At 67.6% G+C, this 13692-nt stretch carries 14 protein-coding genes; 5 read left to right on the top strand and 9 right to left on the bottom strand.

Translation table 11 applies throughout. The features are described 5' to 3' along the window. Window positions 1-107 precede the first annotated feature (107 nt). From fabF to C1930_RS05080, 8 genes are all read right to left on the bottom strand, one after another. Entirely contained in the window at window positions 108-1370 is a 1263-nt protein-coding gene (gene fabF, locus C1930_RS05115) for a beta-ketoacyl-ACP synthase II (RefSeq protein WP_108755549.1), read from the bottom strand. A 143-nt stretch (window positions 1371-1513) separates the two neighbouring features. Then, window positions 1514-1753: an acyl carrier protein gene (gene acpP / locus C1930_RS05110; RefSeq protein WP_108748749.1), complete on the bottom strand. Its 240-nt coding sequence runs from the start codon at window positions 1751-1753 to the stop codon at window positions 1514-1516. A gap of 152 nt (window positions 1754-1905) precedes the next feature. Beyond that, on the bottom strand, window positions 1906-2649 hold the full coding sequence (gene fabG / locus C1930_RS05105) for a 3-oxoacyl-ACP reductase FabG (RefSeq protein ID WP_107230029.1): 744 nt from the start codon (window positions 2647-2649) through the stop codon (window positions 1906-1908). An 81-nt stretch (window positions 2650-2730) separates the two neighbouring features. Further along, window positions 2731-3675 carry an ACP S-malonyltransferase gene (fabD, locus tag C1930_RS05100; RefSeq protein WP_108754738.1) on the bottom strand — a complete coding sequence of 315 codons (945 nt, stop codon included), beginning with the start codon at window positions 3673-3675 and terminating at the stop codon, window positions 2731-2733. A gap of 166 nt (window positions 3676-3841) precedes the next feature. Continuing rightward, complete coding sequence (locus C1930_RS05095) at window positions 3842-4624, bottom strand: serine/threonine protein phosphatase (protein WP_108771220.1); 783 nt, start codon at window positions 4622-4624, stop codon at window positions 3842-3844. Window positions 4625-4697: 73 nt separating this feature from the next. Further along, the gene (locus C1930_RS05090; protein WP_108748746.1) at window positions 4698-5675 is read right to left on the bottom strand and encodes a beta-ketoacyl-ACP synthase III; all 978 of its coding nucleotides are present in this window, start codon (window positions 5673-5675) and stop codon (window positions 4698-4700) included. A gap of 91 nt (window positions 5676-5766) precedes the next feature. Next, a complete protein-coding gene (rpmF, locus tag C1930_RS05085; protein ID WP_004154640.1) occupies window positions 5767-5961 on the bottom strand; it encodes a 50S ribosomal protein L32 in 195 nt (64 codons plus the stop codon). 117 nt (window positions 5962-6078) lie between these two features. After that, on the bottom strand, window positions 6079-6588 hold the full coding sequence (locus C1930_RS05080) for a YceD family protein (RefSeq protein WP_108755547.1): 510 nt from the start codon (window positions 6586-6588) through the stop codon (window positions 6079-6081). A 114-nt stretch (window positions 6589-6702) separates the two neighbouring features. Here C1930_RS05080 and C1930_RS05075 point away from each other — a divergent pair, with 114 nt between their 5' ends. After that, entirely contained in the window at window positions 6703-7275 is a 573-nt protein-coding gene (locus tag C1930_RS05075; RefSeq protein WP_108755546.1) for a Maf family nucleotide pyrophosphatase, read from the top strand. Window positions 7276-7407: 132 nt separating this feature from the next. Here the strand turns inward: C1930_RS05075 and C1930_RS05070 are convergent, their stop codons facing one another. After that, a complete protein-coding gene (locus tag C1930_RS05070) occupies window positions 7408-9246 on the bottom strand; it encodes a glycosyltransferase family 39 protein (RefSeq protein ID WP_108755545.1) in 1839 nt (612 codons plus the stop codon). A 44-nt stretch (window positions 9247-9290) separates the two neighbouring features. On the opposite strand from C1930_RS05070, the gene C1930_RS05065 reads away from it, so the two are divergent. From C1930_RS05065 to C1930_RS05050, 4 genes are read left to right on the top strand one after another with little or no spacing between them, the layout of a single operon-like run. Beyond that, window positions 9291-10244, top strand: a complete 954-nt coding sequence (locus tag C1930_RS05065) for a MoxR family ATPase (protein ID WP_108755544.1) — start codon at window positions 9291-9293, stop codon at window positions 10242-10244. Next, a complete protein-coding gene (locus tag C1930_RS05060; RefSeq protein ID WP_199912404.1) occupies window positions 10241-11191 on the top strand; it encodes a DUF58 domain-containing protein in 951 nt (316 codons plus the stop codon). Before C1930_RS05065 ends, C1930_RS05060 begins: the two co-directional genes overlap by 4 nt. Then, window positions 11184-13133 (top strand): DUF3488 and transglutaminase-like domain-containing protein, encoded by a 1950-nt coding sequence (locus tag C1930_RS05055; RefSeq protein ID WP_108755543.1) that lies wholly within the window; start codon window positions 11184-11186, stop codon window positions 13131-13133. The genes C1930_RS05060 and C1930_RS05055 overlap by 8 nt, the downstream gene beginning before the upstream one ends. Further along, the gene (locus C1930_RS05050) at window positions 13130-13654 is read left to right on the top strand and encodes a Slp family lipoprotein (protein WP_108748740.1); all 525 of its coding nucleotides are present in this window, start codon (window positions 13130-13132) and stop codon (window positions 13652-13654) included. Before C1930_RS05055 ends, C1930_RS05050 begins: the two co-directional genes overlap by 4 nt. The last annotated feature ends 38 nt before the right edge of the window (window positions 13655-13692 follow it).

Genomic DNA, 13692 nt, shown 5'->3' with positions numbered 1-13692 from the left:
CCAGTTCAGGGGTTCAGATGCACGGAAGCCGCCTTGCGGCGGCTCCGTGTTGCACGGCGTTGATCCGTTTCGATCAATACCGATGGGTCGCGTCGCGACGACGCCGGTCAGACGCGCTTGAAGATCAGCGTGCCGTTGGTGCCGCCGAAGCCGAAGCCGTTGGACATCACCACGTCCACCTTGGCCTGGCGTGCTTCGTTGGGCACGTAGTCCAGGTCGCAGCCTTCGCCCGGCTGTTCCAGGTTGATGGTCGGCGGAATGATGTTGTCCTGCAGCGCCATCACCGAGAAGATCGCTTCCACGCCGCCGGCGGCACCCAGCAGGTGGCCGGTCATCGACTTGGTGGAGCTGACCATCATCTTGTAGGCGTGGTCACCGAAGGCGGTCTTCATGGCCATGGTTTCGCCCAGGTCGCCCAGCGGCGTGGAGGTGCCGTGTGCGTTGAGGTAACCGACCTGGTCCGGGGTCACGCCGGCGTCCTTCAACGCCATGGTCATGCAGCGCGCCGCGCCTTCGCCGTTCTCGGCCGGGGCGGTCATGTGGTACGCGTCGGAGCTGGCGCCGAAGCCGGCCAGTTCGCAATAGATCTTCGCGCCACGCGCCTTGGCGTGCTCGTACTCTTCCAGGATCAGGATGCCGGCACCGTCGCCCAGCACGAAGCCGTCGCGGTCCTTGTCCCACGGGCGCGAGGCCTGCTGCGGGGCATCGTTGCGGGTGCTCATGGCCTTCATGGCGCAGAAGCCGCCCAGCGCGGTCGGCGAGGAGCCACGCTCGGCGCCACCGACCACCATCACGTCGGCATCGCCGTACTGGATCATGCGCATCGCGGTACCGATCGAATGATTGGAGGTCGCGCAGGCGGACACGGCCGAGAACGACGGGCCCTTCAGCCCGGCGATGATGCTCAGCTGGCCCGGCAGCATGTTGATGATGGTCTTGGGCACGTAGAAGGGCGAGATCTTCTTGCCCTCGTGGAATTCGATGGTCTGCTCTTCGATGCCCAGCAGGCCGCCGATGCCGGCGCCGACGATGGCGCCCACGCGCTCGGCGTTGGCTTCGGTGATTTCCAGGCCCGAATCGTGCAGGGCCATGAACGAAGCGCCCAGGCCGTAATGAATGAACGGGTCCATCTTCTTGGCATCCTTGCCACTGACCCGGTACTTGCCGAACAACGGGTTGTCGGCGGTGATGTCAAAGCCCTTGACCTCACCTGCAATCTTGGTGGTGAACCGTTCCAGGTAGGCATCAGAAACGTTGGTCAGCGGACCGATGCCCGAACGACCGTGGGTGATGCCTTCCCAGCTGCTGGCCAGATCATTGCCCAACGGCGAGACGATACCCAGGCCGGTTACGACGACGCGACGCTTCATTGCTGATTCTCCTGACCCGCACGTTTTCGACGGGTAACACGGTTTGCTTCGATGTGATGCTCAAACACACGGGGCCGCAACTGCGGCCCCATGGGGTGCGGTGCGCGGCGAGCAGGAGCCCGCACGCGCACGGCCGTCTGACATCAGGCCTTGACGTGGGCCTTGATGTAGTCGATGGCAGCCTGCACGGTGCTGATCTTCTCGGCTTCTTCGTCCGGGATTTCGCACTCGAACTCTTCTTCCAGGGCCATCACCAGCTCGACGGTGTCCAGCGAGTCAGCGCCCAGGTCATCGACGAACGATGCGCTGTTGGTGACTTCTTCTTCCTTGACGCCAAGCTGTTCGATGACGATTTTCTTGACGCGTTCTTCGATGGTGCTCATGGGATCTCGCTCCAGATGGAGTTGTGGTTCAAAAATGGTCGCCATCAAAGGCGATGGCCGTGGGATAGTGTAGTGGAAACCGGCGCGACCTTGCATTGCAGCAAAAATCCTCGCAGATCAACCACTTGCGGCGCAATCCCTGCGCCCCTTGCTTACGGCATGTACATGCCGCCGTTCACATGGAGGGTTTCGCCGGTGATGTAGCCGGCCGCCGGGCTGGCCAGGAAGGCCACCGCATGGGCGATGTCTTCCGGCGAACCGAGGCGTTCGAGGGCGATGTCGTTGATCAGGGCGGTGCGTGCTTCTTCCGGCAGCGCCTTGGTCATGTCGGTGTCGATGAAGCCGGGCGCAACCACGTTCACGGTGACGCCGCGCGAGCCGATTTCCTTGGCCAGCGACTTGCTGAAACCGATGATGCCGGCCTTGGCGGCGGCATAGTTGGCCTGGCCGGCATTGCCGGTCACGCCCACCACCGACGCGATGTTGATGATGCGGCCCTTGCGCGCCTTCATCATGCCGCGCATGACGGCCTTGCTGGTGCGGAACACGCTGGTCAGGTTGGTGTCGATGATCGACGCCCAGTCCTCGTCCTTCATGCGCATCAGCAGGTTGTCGCGGGTGATGCCGGCGTTGTTGACCAGGATCGAGATCGCGCCGAATTCCTTGGCGATGCCGTCCAGCACGCTGTCCAGCGCGGCCGCATCGGTCACGTTCAGGGCGCGGCCGTGGCCACCGTGGGCGGCCAGGCGCTCACCGATCGCGGCGGCGCCGGATTCGGTGGTGGCGGTGCCGATGACGGTGGCGCCCTGGGCGGCCAGCAGATCGGCGATGGCGGCACCAATGCCACGGCTGGCGCCGGTGACCAGTGCGATTTCACCCTGCAGGGGCTTGCTCATGATGTTTTCCTCAGGCTGGGGCGGCCGCCGCACCCGCGCCGCTTGCAGCGGCCACCGGCACGGTCGGCAGGAACAGGGGGATCAGGCCGACCACGTCTCGCGGGCGGTTTCGAAATCGCCCGGGGTGGCCAGCGAGCGACCATCGAGGGTCTTGTCGATGCGCTTGACCAGGCCGGTCAGCACCTTGCCCGGGCCGCACTCGGCGATCTGGGTGATGCCACGGGCGGCCAGGGCCTGTACGCAGCCGGTCCACTGCACCGGCTGGTACAGCTGCTGCACCAGCGCGGTACGGATGGCATCGACGCCGTCATGCACCTTGGCATCGACGTTCTGCACCACCGGCAGCTGCGGCGCCTGCCAGGACAGACCGGCCATCACTTCGGCCAGGCGGTTGGCGGCTTCGCGCATCAGCGGGGTGTGCGAGGGCACGCTGACGGCCAGCTTGACCGCCTTGCGCACGCCCTTTTCGGCCAACAGCGCCAGCGCGCGGTCCACCGCATCGGCGTCGCCACCGATCACGATCTGGCCCGGCGAATTGAAGTTGGCCGGCACCACTACCTGGCTGCCCGCGGCTTCGGCGCAGACGTCCAGCACCAGCTGGTCTTCGGCGCCCAGCACGGCGGCCATGGCGCCCACGCCGGCCGGCGCGGCTTCCTGCATCAGCTGGCCACGCAGGCGCACCAGGTGGGCGCCATCGTGCAGGCTCAGCGCGCCGGCAGCGACCAGTGCGGTGTACTCGCCCAGGCTGTGGCCGGCCAGCACCGACGGACGCGGACCACCCACGGCATTCCAGGCGCGCCATGCGCCGATGCTCGCGGCCAGCAGCGCCGGCTGGGTGTATTCGGTACGGTTGAGCATTTCCTCCGGGCCGCCCTGGGACAGCGCCCACAGGTCGACACCGGCACCATCGGATGCTTCGGTGAAGGCTTCACGCACCTGCGGGTGCAGCTCGGCCAGTTCGGCCAGCATGCCCACGGACTGCGAGCCCTGACCGGGGAAGACAAAAGCGAGGGTGGATACGGTCACGCGGTCATCCGCTTGTTGCAATCGAAGCGGGCCATGATAAGGGTGAATTCCCCGTGTCGTCTGTACGTGCGCGTATGCACGGCGTATGGAGTGCGCCCCACCACGGGTCCGCCGGGCATGGCCCGGCGCTACCGGTAGCGCCGGACCATGCCCGGCGGGGAGCGGATCAGCAGAACAGCTGCAGGATGTCCAGCTCGCCGTCGGCGAAGAAGTCCATGCACAGCCCCACCACCATGATCAGGCCCAGCGTGGTGGCACCATGGGTGATGAAGATCGAATGCGCCAACGCGCGCGCCGAGCGCCCCATCTTCATGCAGACCCGGGCCAGGCCCTGCAGGCGCCCGCTGACCGAATGCACGTGGGCGCGCACCGGCCCCTGCACGCTGTTCATGGCCTCGGCCATCATCGCCTGCAGGCGTTCGGGGCGGTCGCCGTAGTACTTGGCCACGCCATAGCCGAACATCAGCCAGTCGCGGGCCTGTGCCTCGGCCAGGTCCATCACTTCCAGCGGGTCTTCCTCGAAATCGATGAAGCCCACCTTCTGCCCGTCCCAGGTGAGGTTGCGCGGCAGCGGCTGGCCGAAATAGGCCCCGCGCGCATGTGCTTCGGCCAGTGCCTGCATGGCGGCGGCCACCAGGCGGTCGCGACCGGCCGCGTCGGCCTCGCGCAGGCAGGTATTGAAGGAGCTGCCGTTGTCGCCGATCACCAGCGCGGCGTGGCCGCTGCCGATCACTTCGGGCACGTTGATGCCCTGCGCATGCAGTTCGCCCAGGCGGCGTGCTTCGGTTTCGCGGGCGGCATCACCACCACGGTGCGGCGGCGGACGCAGCGCGTCCAGCTGGAAACGATGGGCGACGAAGTTCAGCAGGCCCAGGGCCAGTGCGCGGCTTCCCTTGCCGTACTGCTTCAGCCAGGCACGCTGCCCTTCAATGACGATGGGCTCAACCATGACGGTTCTCCTAAACGCGTTACGGCCCCAGAGGGGCCGTAACGACAGATTCACGTTGTCGTAACTGACGCTATCAATAGCGCAGCAGAGCCGAACCCCACGTGAAGCCGCCACCGAAGGCTTCCAGCAGCAGCAGCTGGCCGCGCTCGACCTTGCCCGAACGCACGGCGGCGTCCAGCGCCAGCGGCACCGAGGCCGAGGAGGTGTTGCCGTGGCGATCGACAGTGACCACCACCTGGTCCATCGACATGTCCAGGCGCTTGGCCGTGGCTTCGATGATGCGCAGGTTGGCCTGGTGCGGAATCAGCCAATCCAGGTCGGACTTGTCCAAGCCATTGGCCTCCAGGGTTTCGTCCACGACCGAGTCCAGCGCCTTCACGGCGTACTTGAACACGTCGTTGCCCTTCATGTTGATGGTGCCGCCGCCGTTGGCGCCGCCCTTGAAACCGACCGACACGCCTACCGGGTTCCACAGCAGCTCTTTCTTGCTGCCGTCCGAATGCAGGTGGGTGCTGAGGATGCCGGTCTCTTCGTCGGCCTTGAGCACGACCGCGCCGGCACCATCGCCGAACAGCACGCAGGTGGTGCGGTCTTCCCAGTCAACGATGCGGGTCAGGGTTTCCGTACCGATCACCAGCACGTGGCGGGCATCGCCGGAACGGATGAATTTGTCGGCCACGCTGAGCGCGAACACGAAGCCCGAGCAGGCGGCGTTCACGTCGAAAGCGGGGCAACCCGATGCACCGAGCTTGGCCTGGATCAGGCACGCGGTGGACGGGAAAATAAGGTCTGGGGTGGTGGTACCCACCACGATCATGTCGAGCTGGCTGGCATCGATGCCGGCCGCTTCGAGCGCACGCAGCGCGGCCTGGTAGCCGAGATCGCTGGTGGTTTCGCCTTCGGCAGCAATGTGCCGTTCGCGGATACCGGTGCGCGTCTGGATCCACTCGTCCGAGGTTTCGACCATTTTTTCCAGGTCGGCGTTGGTCAGGACTTTTTCCGGCAAATAGCTACCGGTGCCCGCGATCCTCGAGTAGATCCGCTTGCTCATCATGTTTCCTGTTGCGCGGGCCGCCGATCACCGGCACACCCGGGAAGAAAGGCGAAGGCCGCTGCCCGCAGGCAGCGGCCTTCCCGGCACATCAATCTTCTTCGACGGCCGAGGTCTTGGTCTGGATGACCTTCTTGCCGCGGTAGAAACCGTCAGCAGTGATGTGGTGACGCAGGTGCACTTCGCCGGTGGTCGGGTCGGTCGACAGCTGCTTGGCGCTCAGGGCGTCATGCGCACGGCGCATACCGCGGCGGGACGGGGTGACACGGGATTTCTGGACAGCCATGGGATTGCTCCAAACTCGGTTCGTTTTTGCTTCGTCGTATCGTCGCGCAGGACGCCAGCGCCCAGCACACTTTCGCTTTCGCCGCAGCCGCCGACGACAATCCGGCTGCTAATGCTTCTATTCTTTCTTCAGGGCCGCCAACGCCGCAAACGGGTTGGCTTTCTTCGTTTCTTCTTCGCTTGGTGCCCAGTCCTGGTCGACGGCTTCACCGTCGGGTGACAACGGCACCACCGGCACCGCCAGCACCAACTCGTCTTCGACCAGGTCCAGCGGCCGCAGCTGGCCATCTTCCGGCACCAGCAACGCTTCGTACTCTTCCGGCAGGGACGATTCCTCGTCCTCGTCGCGGATCAGGCCAAGCCTCTGGGTCATCTTCACCGGCAACAGGAATCGCTGCATGCTGCGCTGACAGGTCAGCGGCAACGCGGTATCGATGGTCAGTTCCACATAGGATACCCGCAAGACCTCGTCGCGACCGAATTCAAGCGAGTAACTGCACTCACCGTCGGTATCGGCGACCAAGCCCTGCAGGCGGGTCAATTCAGCCAAAGAAACCTGGCCGTCGAAGCGCCTGCGCGCTACAACCATCCGCCAAGCATCCAGCGTTTCGGGCACGTTCGCGGACATAAGCCGCTGAATACTAAGGATCAGCCCGCCCGCTGTCAAATACCCTGCCGGGCGGGGCTTGCTGCGGGCCTTCACGCCGGGCCAGACTGCCCCGCCCTGCCCCGGAATTATCGCATGTCCGCCCTGCTGCTGGCCTCCACCTCCCGCTACCGCCGCGACCTGCTGCAACGGCTGGGCCTGCCCTTCGACTGCGCACGCCCGGACGTGGACGAGACCCCGCGCGCCGGCGAGGCACCGGCGGCGCTGGCGGTGCGCCTGGCCGCCGCCAAGGCCGCCGAGGTGGCCGCGCGCCACCCCGGCGCCTGGGTGATCGGTTCGGACCAGGTGGCCGACCTGGACGGCCTGCCGCTGGGCAAGCCGGGCACGGTGGACGCCGCCTGCGCGCAGTTGGCCGCCATGTCCGGCAAGACCGTGCGCTTCCATACCGCCATCAGTCTCACTCGTGATGGAGACGAGCTGGCCGCCGTGGATGTGACCGCGGTCCGCTTCCGGGTTCTCAAGCAGGACGAGATCGCCCGCTACGTGGCAGCCGAACAGCCGCTGGACTGCGCCGGCAGCTTCAAGTGCGAAGGATTGGGCATCAGCCTGTTCGAGGCCATCGACAACCGCGACCCCACCGCGCTGGTCGGCCTGCCCCTGATCGCCCTGTGCGGGCTGCTGCGGAAGGCCGGCTTCGCCGTGCCGTGACCCCGCATTGGTAGAGTCGAGCTTGCTCGACTGAATGTACCGCGCAGTCGAGCAAGCTCGACTCTACGTACAAGGGAGTCGAGCAAGCTCGACTCTACGCACCCGACGGTCGAGCACGCTCGACATTGCGCGTTACGGGGCAACCTCGAACGGTTGTTCCTGCCACGGCTCCACGCTGCCGTCGCGGCCATGCAGGCGCAGGCCCAGCCAATGCCGGCCCGGCGCCAGCGCGCGCGTATCCACGCTGATATCGAAGCCTACGTGCGGGTGGCTGGGATCGGTGGTGCCCGGCCAGGCGGCGCGGATGTCGAATTCACGACCATAACGGGCATCGCCCAGCGATTGGCCATCCAGCAGCACTTCCACCCGCGACAGGCCGACACCGTCCTTGAAGGCCCAGCCCTTCACCGCAAGCGTGCCGGAAACGACATCACCATTGGACGGCGCATCCAGCCAGGCCATCGCCGGGGTCACGCACGGCGCGTCCACGCGCTGCGCCGGCAGGCGGAACAACAGGAAGCGCTGGAAGCCGTGATCGCTGCTGACCACCCGTGGCGGCGGCAACGGCCCCACCTGTTCGCACACCGCGTGGTAACGCTGCAGCAGGTCGCGGTAGCGCTGGTCGCTGGGCGACAGCACCAGCAGCATCGGCTGCTGCCGCGTGCCATCGTGCAGCAACTGCCACTGTGCCAGCTGCGCACTGCGCCCATGCTTGTCGTTGAGCGGATGCGGCAGCACCTCGATATCACCATCGCCAAGCTGGAACCCCAGCTCGGCGCCGACCTTGAAGTTGCCGGCCAGCACCCGGGTGCCTTCCGGCATCTGTGCCAGCTCTTCGCGCACGGCCGCTGCCAGCGGCTGCCAGCCCGCGAAATTGCGCGGGTAGTACTTGTTGCCCGCCAGCTGTTCGCGCAGGCCCGGCGAGGACGCCATCAGGTAATAGGAGAACGCCAGCACCAAGCCTGCGCCCGCCAGCCACCAGCCGGTGCGGCGCAGGCCTCGCGGCCAACCGTTGAGCACCACCGGCACCGCCACCAGCAGGGCCAGATAGCCCGGCAGCGGCCAGTGGAAACTGATGCGCTCCACATCGGTGAAGAAGCCGAGCACGAAGATGCCCAGCGTGGATACGCCGCCCACCAGGCCGAAGTAGCGCCACTGCACGCGCGCACCGCCACCGCTGCGGGTACCGGCCAGGGCCACCTTCCACATGGCAATGCACAGGATGGGCGTGACCAGCATCGGCTGGATCACCAGGAACCATAGCCCGCGCCACTCGAATGCCCACGGATGGCGCTCCACCACCTGGAACTTCAGCCCAGCATCGTGGTTGTCGGCATTCCAGGCCAGCAGCGGCAGCCAGGCCAGCACGCCCACCGCCAGCGCCACCCACACACGCGGGTCGGCCAGCATCCGCCGCCCTTGCGGCAGCGCCAGCAGGGCAATGAAGCCCACGCCGATGACACCGATGAAGCGGTAGTGGCTGAGTGCGCCGATCAGCAGGCCCAGGCCCAGCTTCACCGCCGAAGAGGCATCGACATTGCGCAGCAGGCGCGCACCGGCGTCCAGGCACAGCACCGCCGCCAGCGCCATCGGCACATCGGGCACGGCCAGCAGGCCCAGCGTGGCCGACAACGGCATCAACAAGGTCAGGCTGCCGGCCTGCCAACCGGCCACCGCGCCGAACCAGCGGGTGGCCACGCGCGAAACCAGCAACGGCAGCAACGCGCCGATGGCCAGGAACGGCAGGCGCAGCGCCAGCACATGATGGCCACCGATTTCCACGCCCAGCCGCGCCAGCCACGCGGTCAGGCCGGGCAGATCGGAATAGGCGGCCGCAAGGTGCTGGCCCTCCTGCCAATAGAACGCCTCATCGACGAACAGGGGCAGCCGTGCGGCCACGACCAGCTTGGCCGCTGTGACGAGCGTCCATAACCAGACAAATATCGTGCGTGCGCGCTGTTCGCCCTGCATTGCTCTATGGATAGAATCGATGGGTTCCCGAACGTGAGACGATCATGACAGCTTCGTCCCCCATGCCCAGCATGCTAACCGATCAACTGCGACAGTCCCTGCGCAATGCGCAGGACCAGGTCAACGCGCTGGTGCTGGGCAAGGTGCAGGAGGTGCGCCTGGCCTTCGTTGCCCTGCTTTCCGGCGGCCATCTGCTGATCGAGGATCTGCCCGGCCTGGGCAAGACCACGCTGGCGCACGCATTGGCCAGCAGCCTGGGGCTGGGCTTCCAGCGCGTACAGTTCACCTCCGACCTGCTGCCCGCCGATGTGCTGGGCGTGTCGGTTTACGACGCCGGCAGCCGCCAGTTCCAGTTCCATCCCGGCCCGGTGTTCACCCATGTGCTGCTGGCCGATGAGATCAACCGCGCGCCGCCGCGCACGCAGAGCGCCCTGCTGGAAGCCATGGCCGAACAGCAGGTCACGCTGGACGGGCAGACGCATATCCTGCCGGACCCGTTCTTCGTGATCGCTACGCAGAACCCGGTGGATCTGTCGGGCACGTTCCCGCTGCCCGATTCGCAGCTGGACCGCTTCCTGCTGCGCCTGGCCATGGGGTATCCCAGCCCGCAGGCCGAGCGCGAGCTGCTGCGCGGCACCGACCGCCGCGACCTGATTGCGCGCGCGGTGCCGCAGCTGGATGACAACCAGGTGCGGCAATTGCGCGAAGCGGTCGGCCAGATCCATGTGAGCGATGCGCTGGTGGATTACGTGCAGGCGCTGCTGACCCGCAGCCGCCAGCATGCAGGCGTGCGCGTGGGCCTGTCACCGCGCGCCGGCCTGGCCCTGCTGCGCGCGGCCAAGGCGCATGCCTTGCTGCTGGGCCGCGGCCATGTGGTGCCCGAAGACGTGCAGACCCTGTTCGTCGCGGTCGCCGGCCACCGCCTGGTGGGCGAAGCCGAATCCAGCGCCGGTCCGGCCCTGGCACGGGCGATCCTGCAGACGGTGGCGGTCGATTGAACGTCTCCTCGCGCTGGGCACGGCTGCAGTTGCTGGCGCGCCCACGCACGCCGGAGGCATTGCCGCAGCGGCTGGACCGCCGCCGCATCTACGTGCTGCCCACGCGTTTCGGCCTGTTCGTGGCTACCCTGCTGGCGGCCATGCTGCTGGGCGCACTGAACTACAACAACAACCCGGCCCTGCTGCTGGCCCTGCTGCTGGCAGCGGCCGCGGTAGCCAGCGCGATTGCCGCGCACCTGCAGCTGTCCGGCGTGCAGGTCGATGCGATCGCCGCCGAGCCGGTCGCAGCCGGGCAGCCACTGCGGCTGCGCATCGATCTTTCCGTGCGCGACCCGCGTGCGCGCCACGGGCTGCACCTGCAACTGGGCGACAGGCAGGCCTGGACCGACCTGCCAGCGCAGGGCCGCGGCGAAGTGGAACTGGATGTACCCACGCAGCGCCGCGGCTGGCTGGACCTGCCACGCGTGCGCCTGTCCAGCACCCAGCCGCTGGGCCTGGTGCGGGCCTGGTCGTGGGTCTGGCCCGAACAACCGCTGCTGGTCTACCCCCACGCCGAAGCACAGGGCCCGGCCCTGCCCGAGCGCGGCAGCGACCCGCTGCACACCCGTGCCCATGCCAGCGGCGAGGAGCTGCACCAGCTGCGCCCGTACCGCGCCGGCGACCCACCGCGCAGCATCGCCTGGAAACATTCAGCGCGACGCGACAGCCTGCTGGTACGCGAATACGAAAAGCCGGTCGGCATCGAGGTGATGCTGGACTGGCGCGCCCTGGCACCAATGGCCGGCGAAGCGCGCATTGCGCGGCTGGCGCGCTGGGTCGACCTGGCCGAACGCGAAGGCCGCCGCTATACCCTGCTGCTGCCCGGCCAGCCCGCGCTCGGCCCCGGCCAGGGCGCCAGCCACCACCATCTGTGCCTGCGCGCACTGGCCCTGTTGCCGCATGACTGACACCGCGCCCTTGATCGATCGCAACGCGCGCTACTGGACGCTGGCCAGTGCGGCGCTGGCCCTGCTGCCGCTGCTGCTGCAGTTGCCCACGCTGTTGGCCGCGCTGTTTGCCGGCGCCGCCGTGCTGACCGCCCTGCTGTCGCAGCGGCGCGTGCTGCCGATGCCGGTGCGCGTGCTGCTGGTGCTGGCCATGCTGGGCGCCATCGTCTGGCAGATGGGCGCCATGCGCCCCGGCCGCGACACCGGCTGCGCGCTGCTGGCGGCGATGCTGGCGATCAAGTCCAGCGAGCTGCGCAGCCTGCGTGATGCGCGCAGCCTGATCGGCTTCGCCCTGTTCGCACCGTTTGCCGCCTTCCTGCTCGACCAGGGGCCGCTGACCACCGCGCTGGCAGCACTGGCCGGCATCACCGGCCTGCTGGCGCTGCAGCGCCTGGCCCAGGGCGAAGGCCATAGCGCGCCGGTGCCGCTGCGCGGGCAGCTGCACGGCGTTGGCCGACTGCTGCTGATCGGCCTGCCGCTGGCGCTGGCCTGCTTCTGGCTGTTCCCCCGCCTGGCCACGCCGTTGTGGGGCATTCCCGATCGCGCCGTCGGCACGCCGGGGCTGTCCGACACGATGGAGCCGGACCAGTGGCTGGACCTGATGGCCGACGATACGCCCGCCCTGCGCGTGCAGTTCTTCGGTGCAGCGCCAGCGGCGGAACAGCGCTACTGGCGCGGCCCGGTGATGACCCGTTTTGATGGCCACGTGTGGCGGCGCGATCCCGCCGCACAGTTCCGCACCCCGGCGGTCGTGGAACAGACAGGATCTGGCTGGGATTACCAGATCGATTACGAGCCCACCGACCGCCGCCAACTGGTGGCGCTGGACCTGCCGCGCAGCGCACCGGCCGGCGCCCGCCTGGATGCGGACATGAGCCTGTCCAGCGACCGGCGCCTGAGCGCACTGACCCGCTGGCGCCTGCAATCGGCACCAGCACGCCGCTTCGATGCCACGCTGTCGGCCGAACAGCGCCGTGCGGCATTGCAGTTGCCGGCAGGCTTCAACCCGCGCACCGCTACGCTGGCCCGGCAGTGGCGCCAGGAAGCGGGCAATGACGATGCCGCCGTGGTGCGCCGGGCGCTGGCCTGGATCACCACTGACTTCTCCTACACGCTGGAAACCCCGGTGGCCGGGCGCGATCCGGTCGATGCTTTCCTGTTCGATTACAAGGCCGGCTTCTGCCAGCACTTCAGTTCTTCCTTCGTGGTGCTGATGCGCAACGCCGGCATTCCCGCGCGGGTGGTGACCGGCTTCGCTGGCGGTACCCGCAACCGCATCGGTAACTACTGGGTGGTGCGCCGCATGGACGCCCACGCCTGGGCCGAAGTGTGGCTGCCGCAGCAGGGCTGGGTGCGGGTGGACCCGACCGCCGCGGTGGCACCGGAACGGATCCTGGACACGCTGGATGACCGCCTGCAGGCCGGCGCCGATACCGGCCTGCAACAGCGCTGGCTGCAGATCGGCCAGGTGGGCGATTGGCTGCGCCGCGGCTGGAACGATCTGGTGCTGTCCTTCGACGCACGCCGCCAGCAGCAGATGCTGCAGCCGCTGGGGCTGGACGATCTGGGGCCAGGACAGCTGCTGGCTGGGTTCGTGACGGCCGCGTTGCTGGCACTGGCCTGGATGGCCTGGCTGCTGGCACGTGGCGAGCGCGAGCGCGATCCCCTGCTGCGCGCCTGGCACCACCTGGGCCGGCGCTACGCGCGGCGCGGCCTGGGCCGCGAACCGCACGAGCCCCCCATGGTGTGGGCAGGCCGCGTGCATGCCCAGCAACCTGACCCTGCCCTGCTGGCACTCAGCCAGCGTTTCGCTGACGCGCGTTACGCTGGCACTCGCACCGACCTCGCCGCATTATTGCGGGACCTGCGCAGGCATCGCCCGTCTTCCGGAGCTTCCCAATGAAAACCAAGTTCCTTCTTACTGCCGTGGCCACGCTGGCCCTGTCGGCCTGCGCAACGGCACCCAAGCCGCTGCAGGGACAGTTCAGCCTGGTGTCCCCGCGCGATTCGGTCGCCACCCAGCAGGTCGGCACGCCGGTCCGTTGGGGCGGGCGCATCATTGAAACCCTGCCCGGCCAGGGCGAGACCTGCTTCCAGATGATCTCGCGCCCGCTCAATGGCAGTGGCCGCCCGAACACCACCTCGTCCGACGCCAGCGATGGCCGCTTCATTGCTTGCCGCGCCGGCTTCTACGACCCGGCCGTGTTCGAAGCCGGCCGCGATGTGACCTTCATCGGCAAGATCGACGGCTATTCCAATACGCGCATCGGTGATTACGACTACCGCCTGCCGAAGCTGGCCGCCGATGTGATCTACCTGTGGCCGGAACAGCGCCAGGTGGATGTGGTGCCCTACCCGTACGGTCCGTATGGCCCCTGGGGCCCGGGCCCATACTGGGGCTACGGCCGCTGGGGCTGGTGGTAAGTACAGAAAGGCCGCCCCAGGGCGGCCTTTTTTTTACG

It is taken from the genome of Stenotrophomonas sp. SAU14A_NAIMI4_8, from assembly GCF_003086695.1.
Lineage (GTDB): Bacteria > Pseudomonadota > Gammaproteobacteria > Xanthomonadales > Xanthomonadaceae > Stenotrophomonas.
The sequence above is the reverse complement of the archived record's forward strand: the minus strand, read 5'-3'. Positions and strand labels throughout refer to the sequence as shown.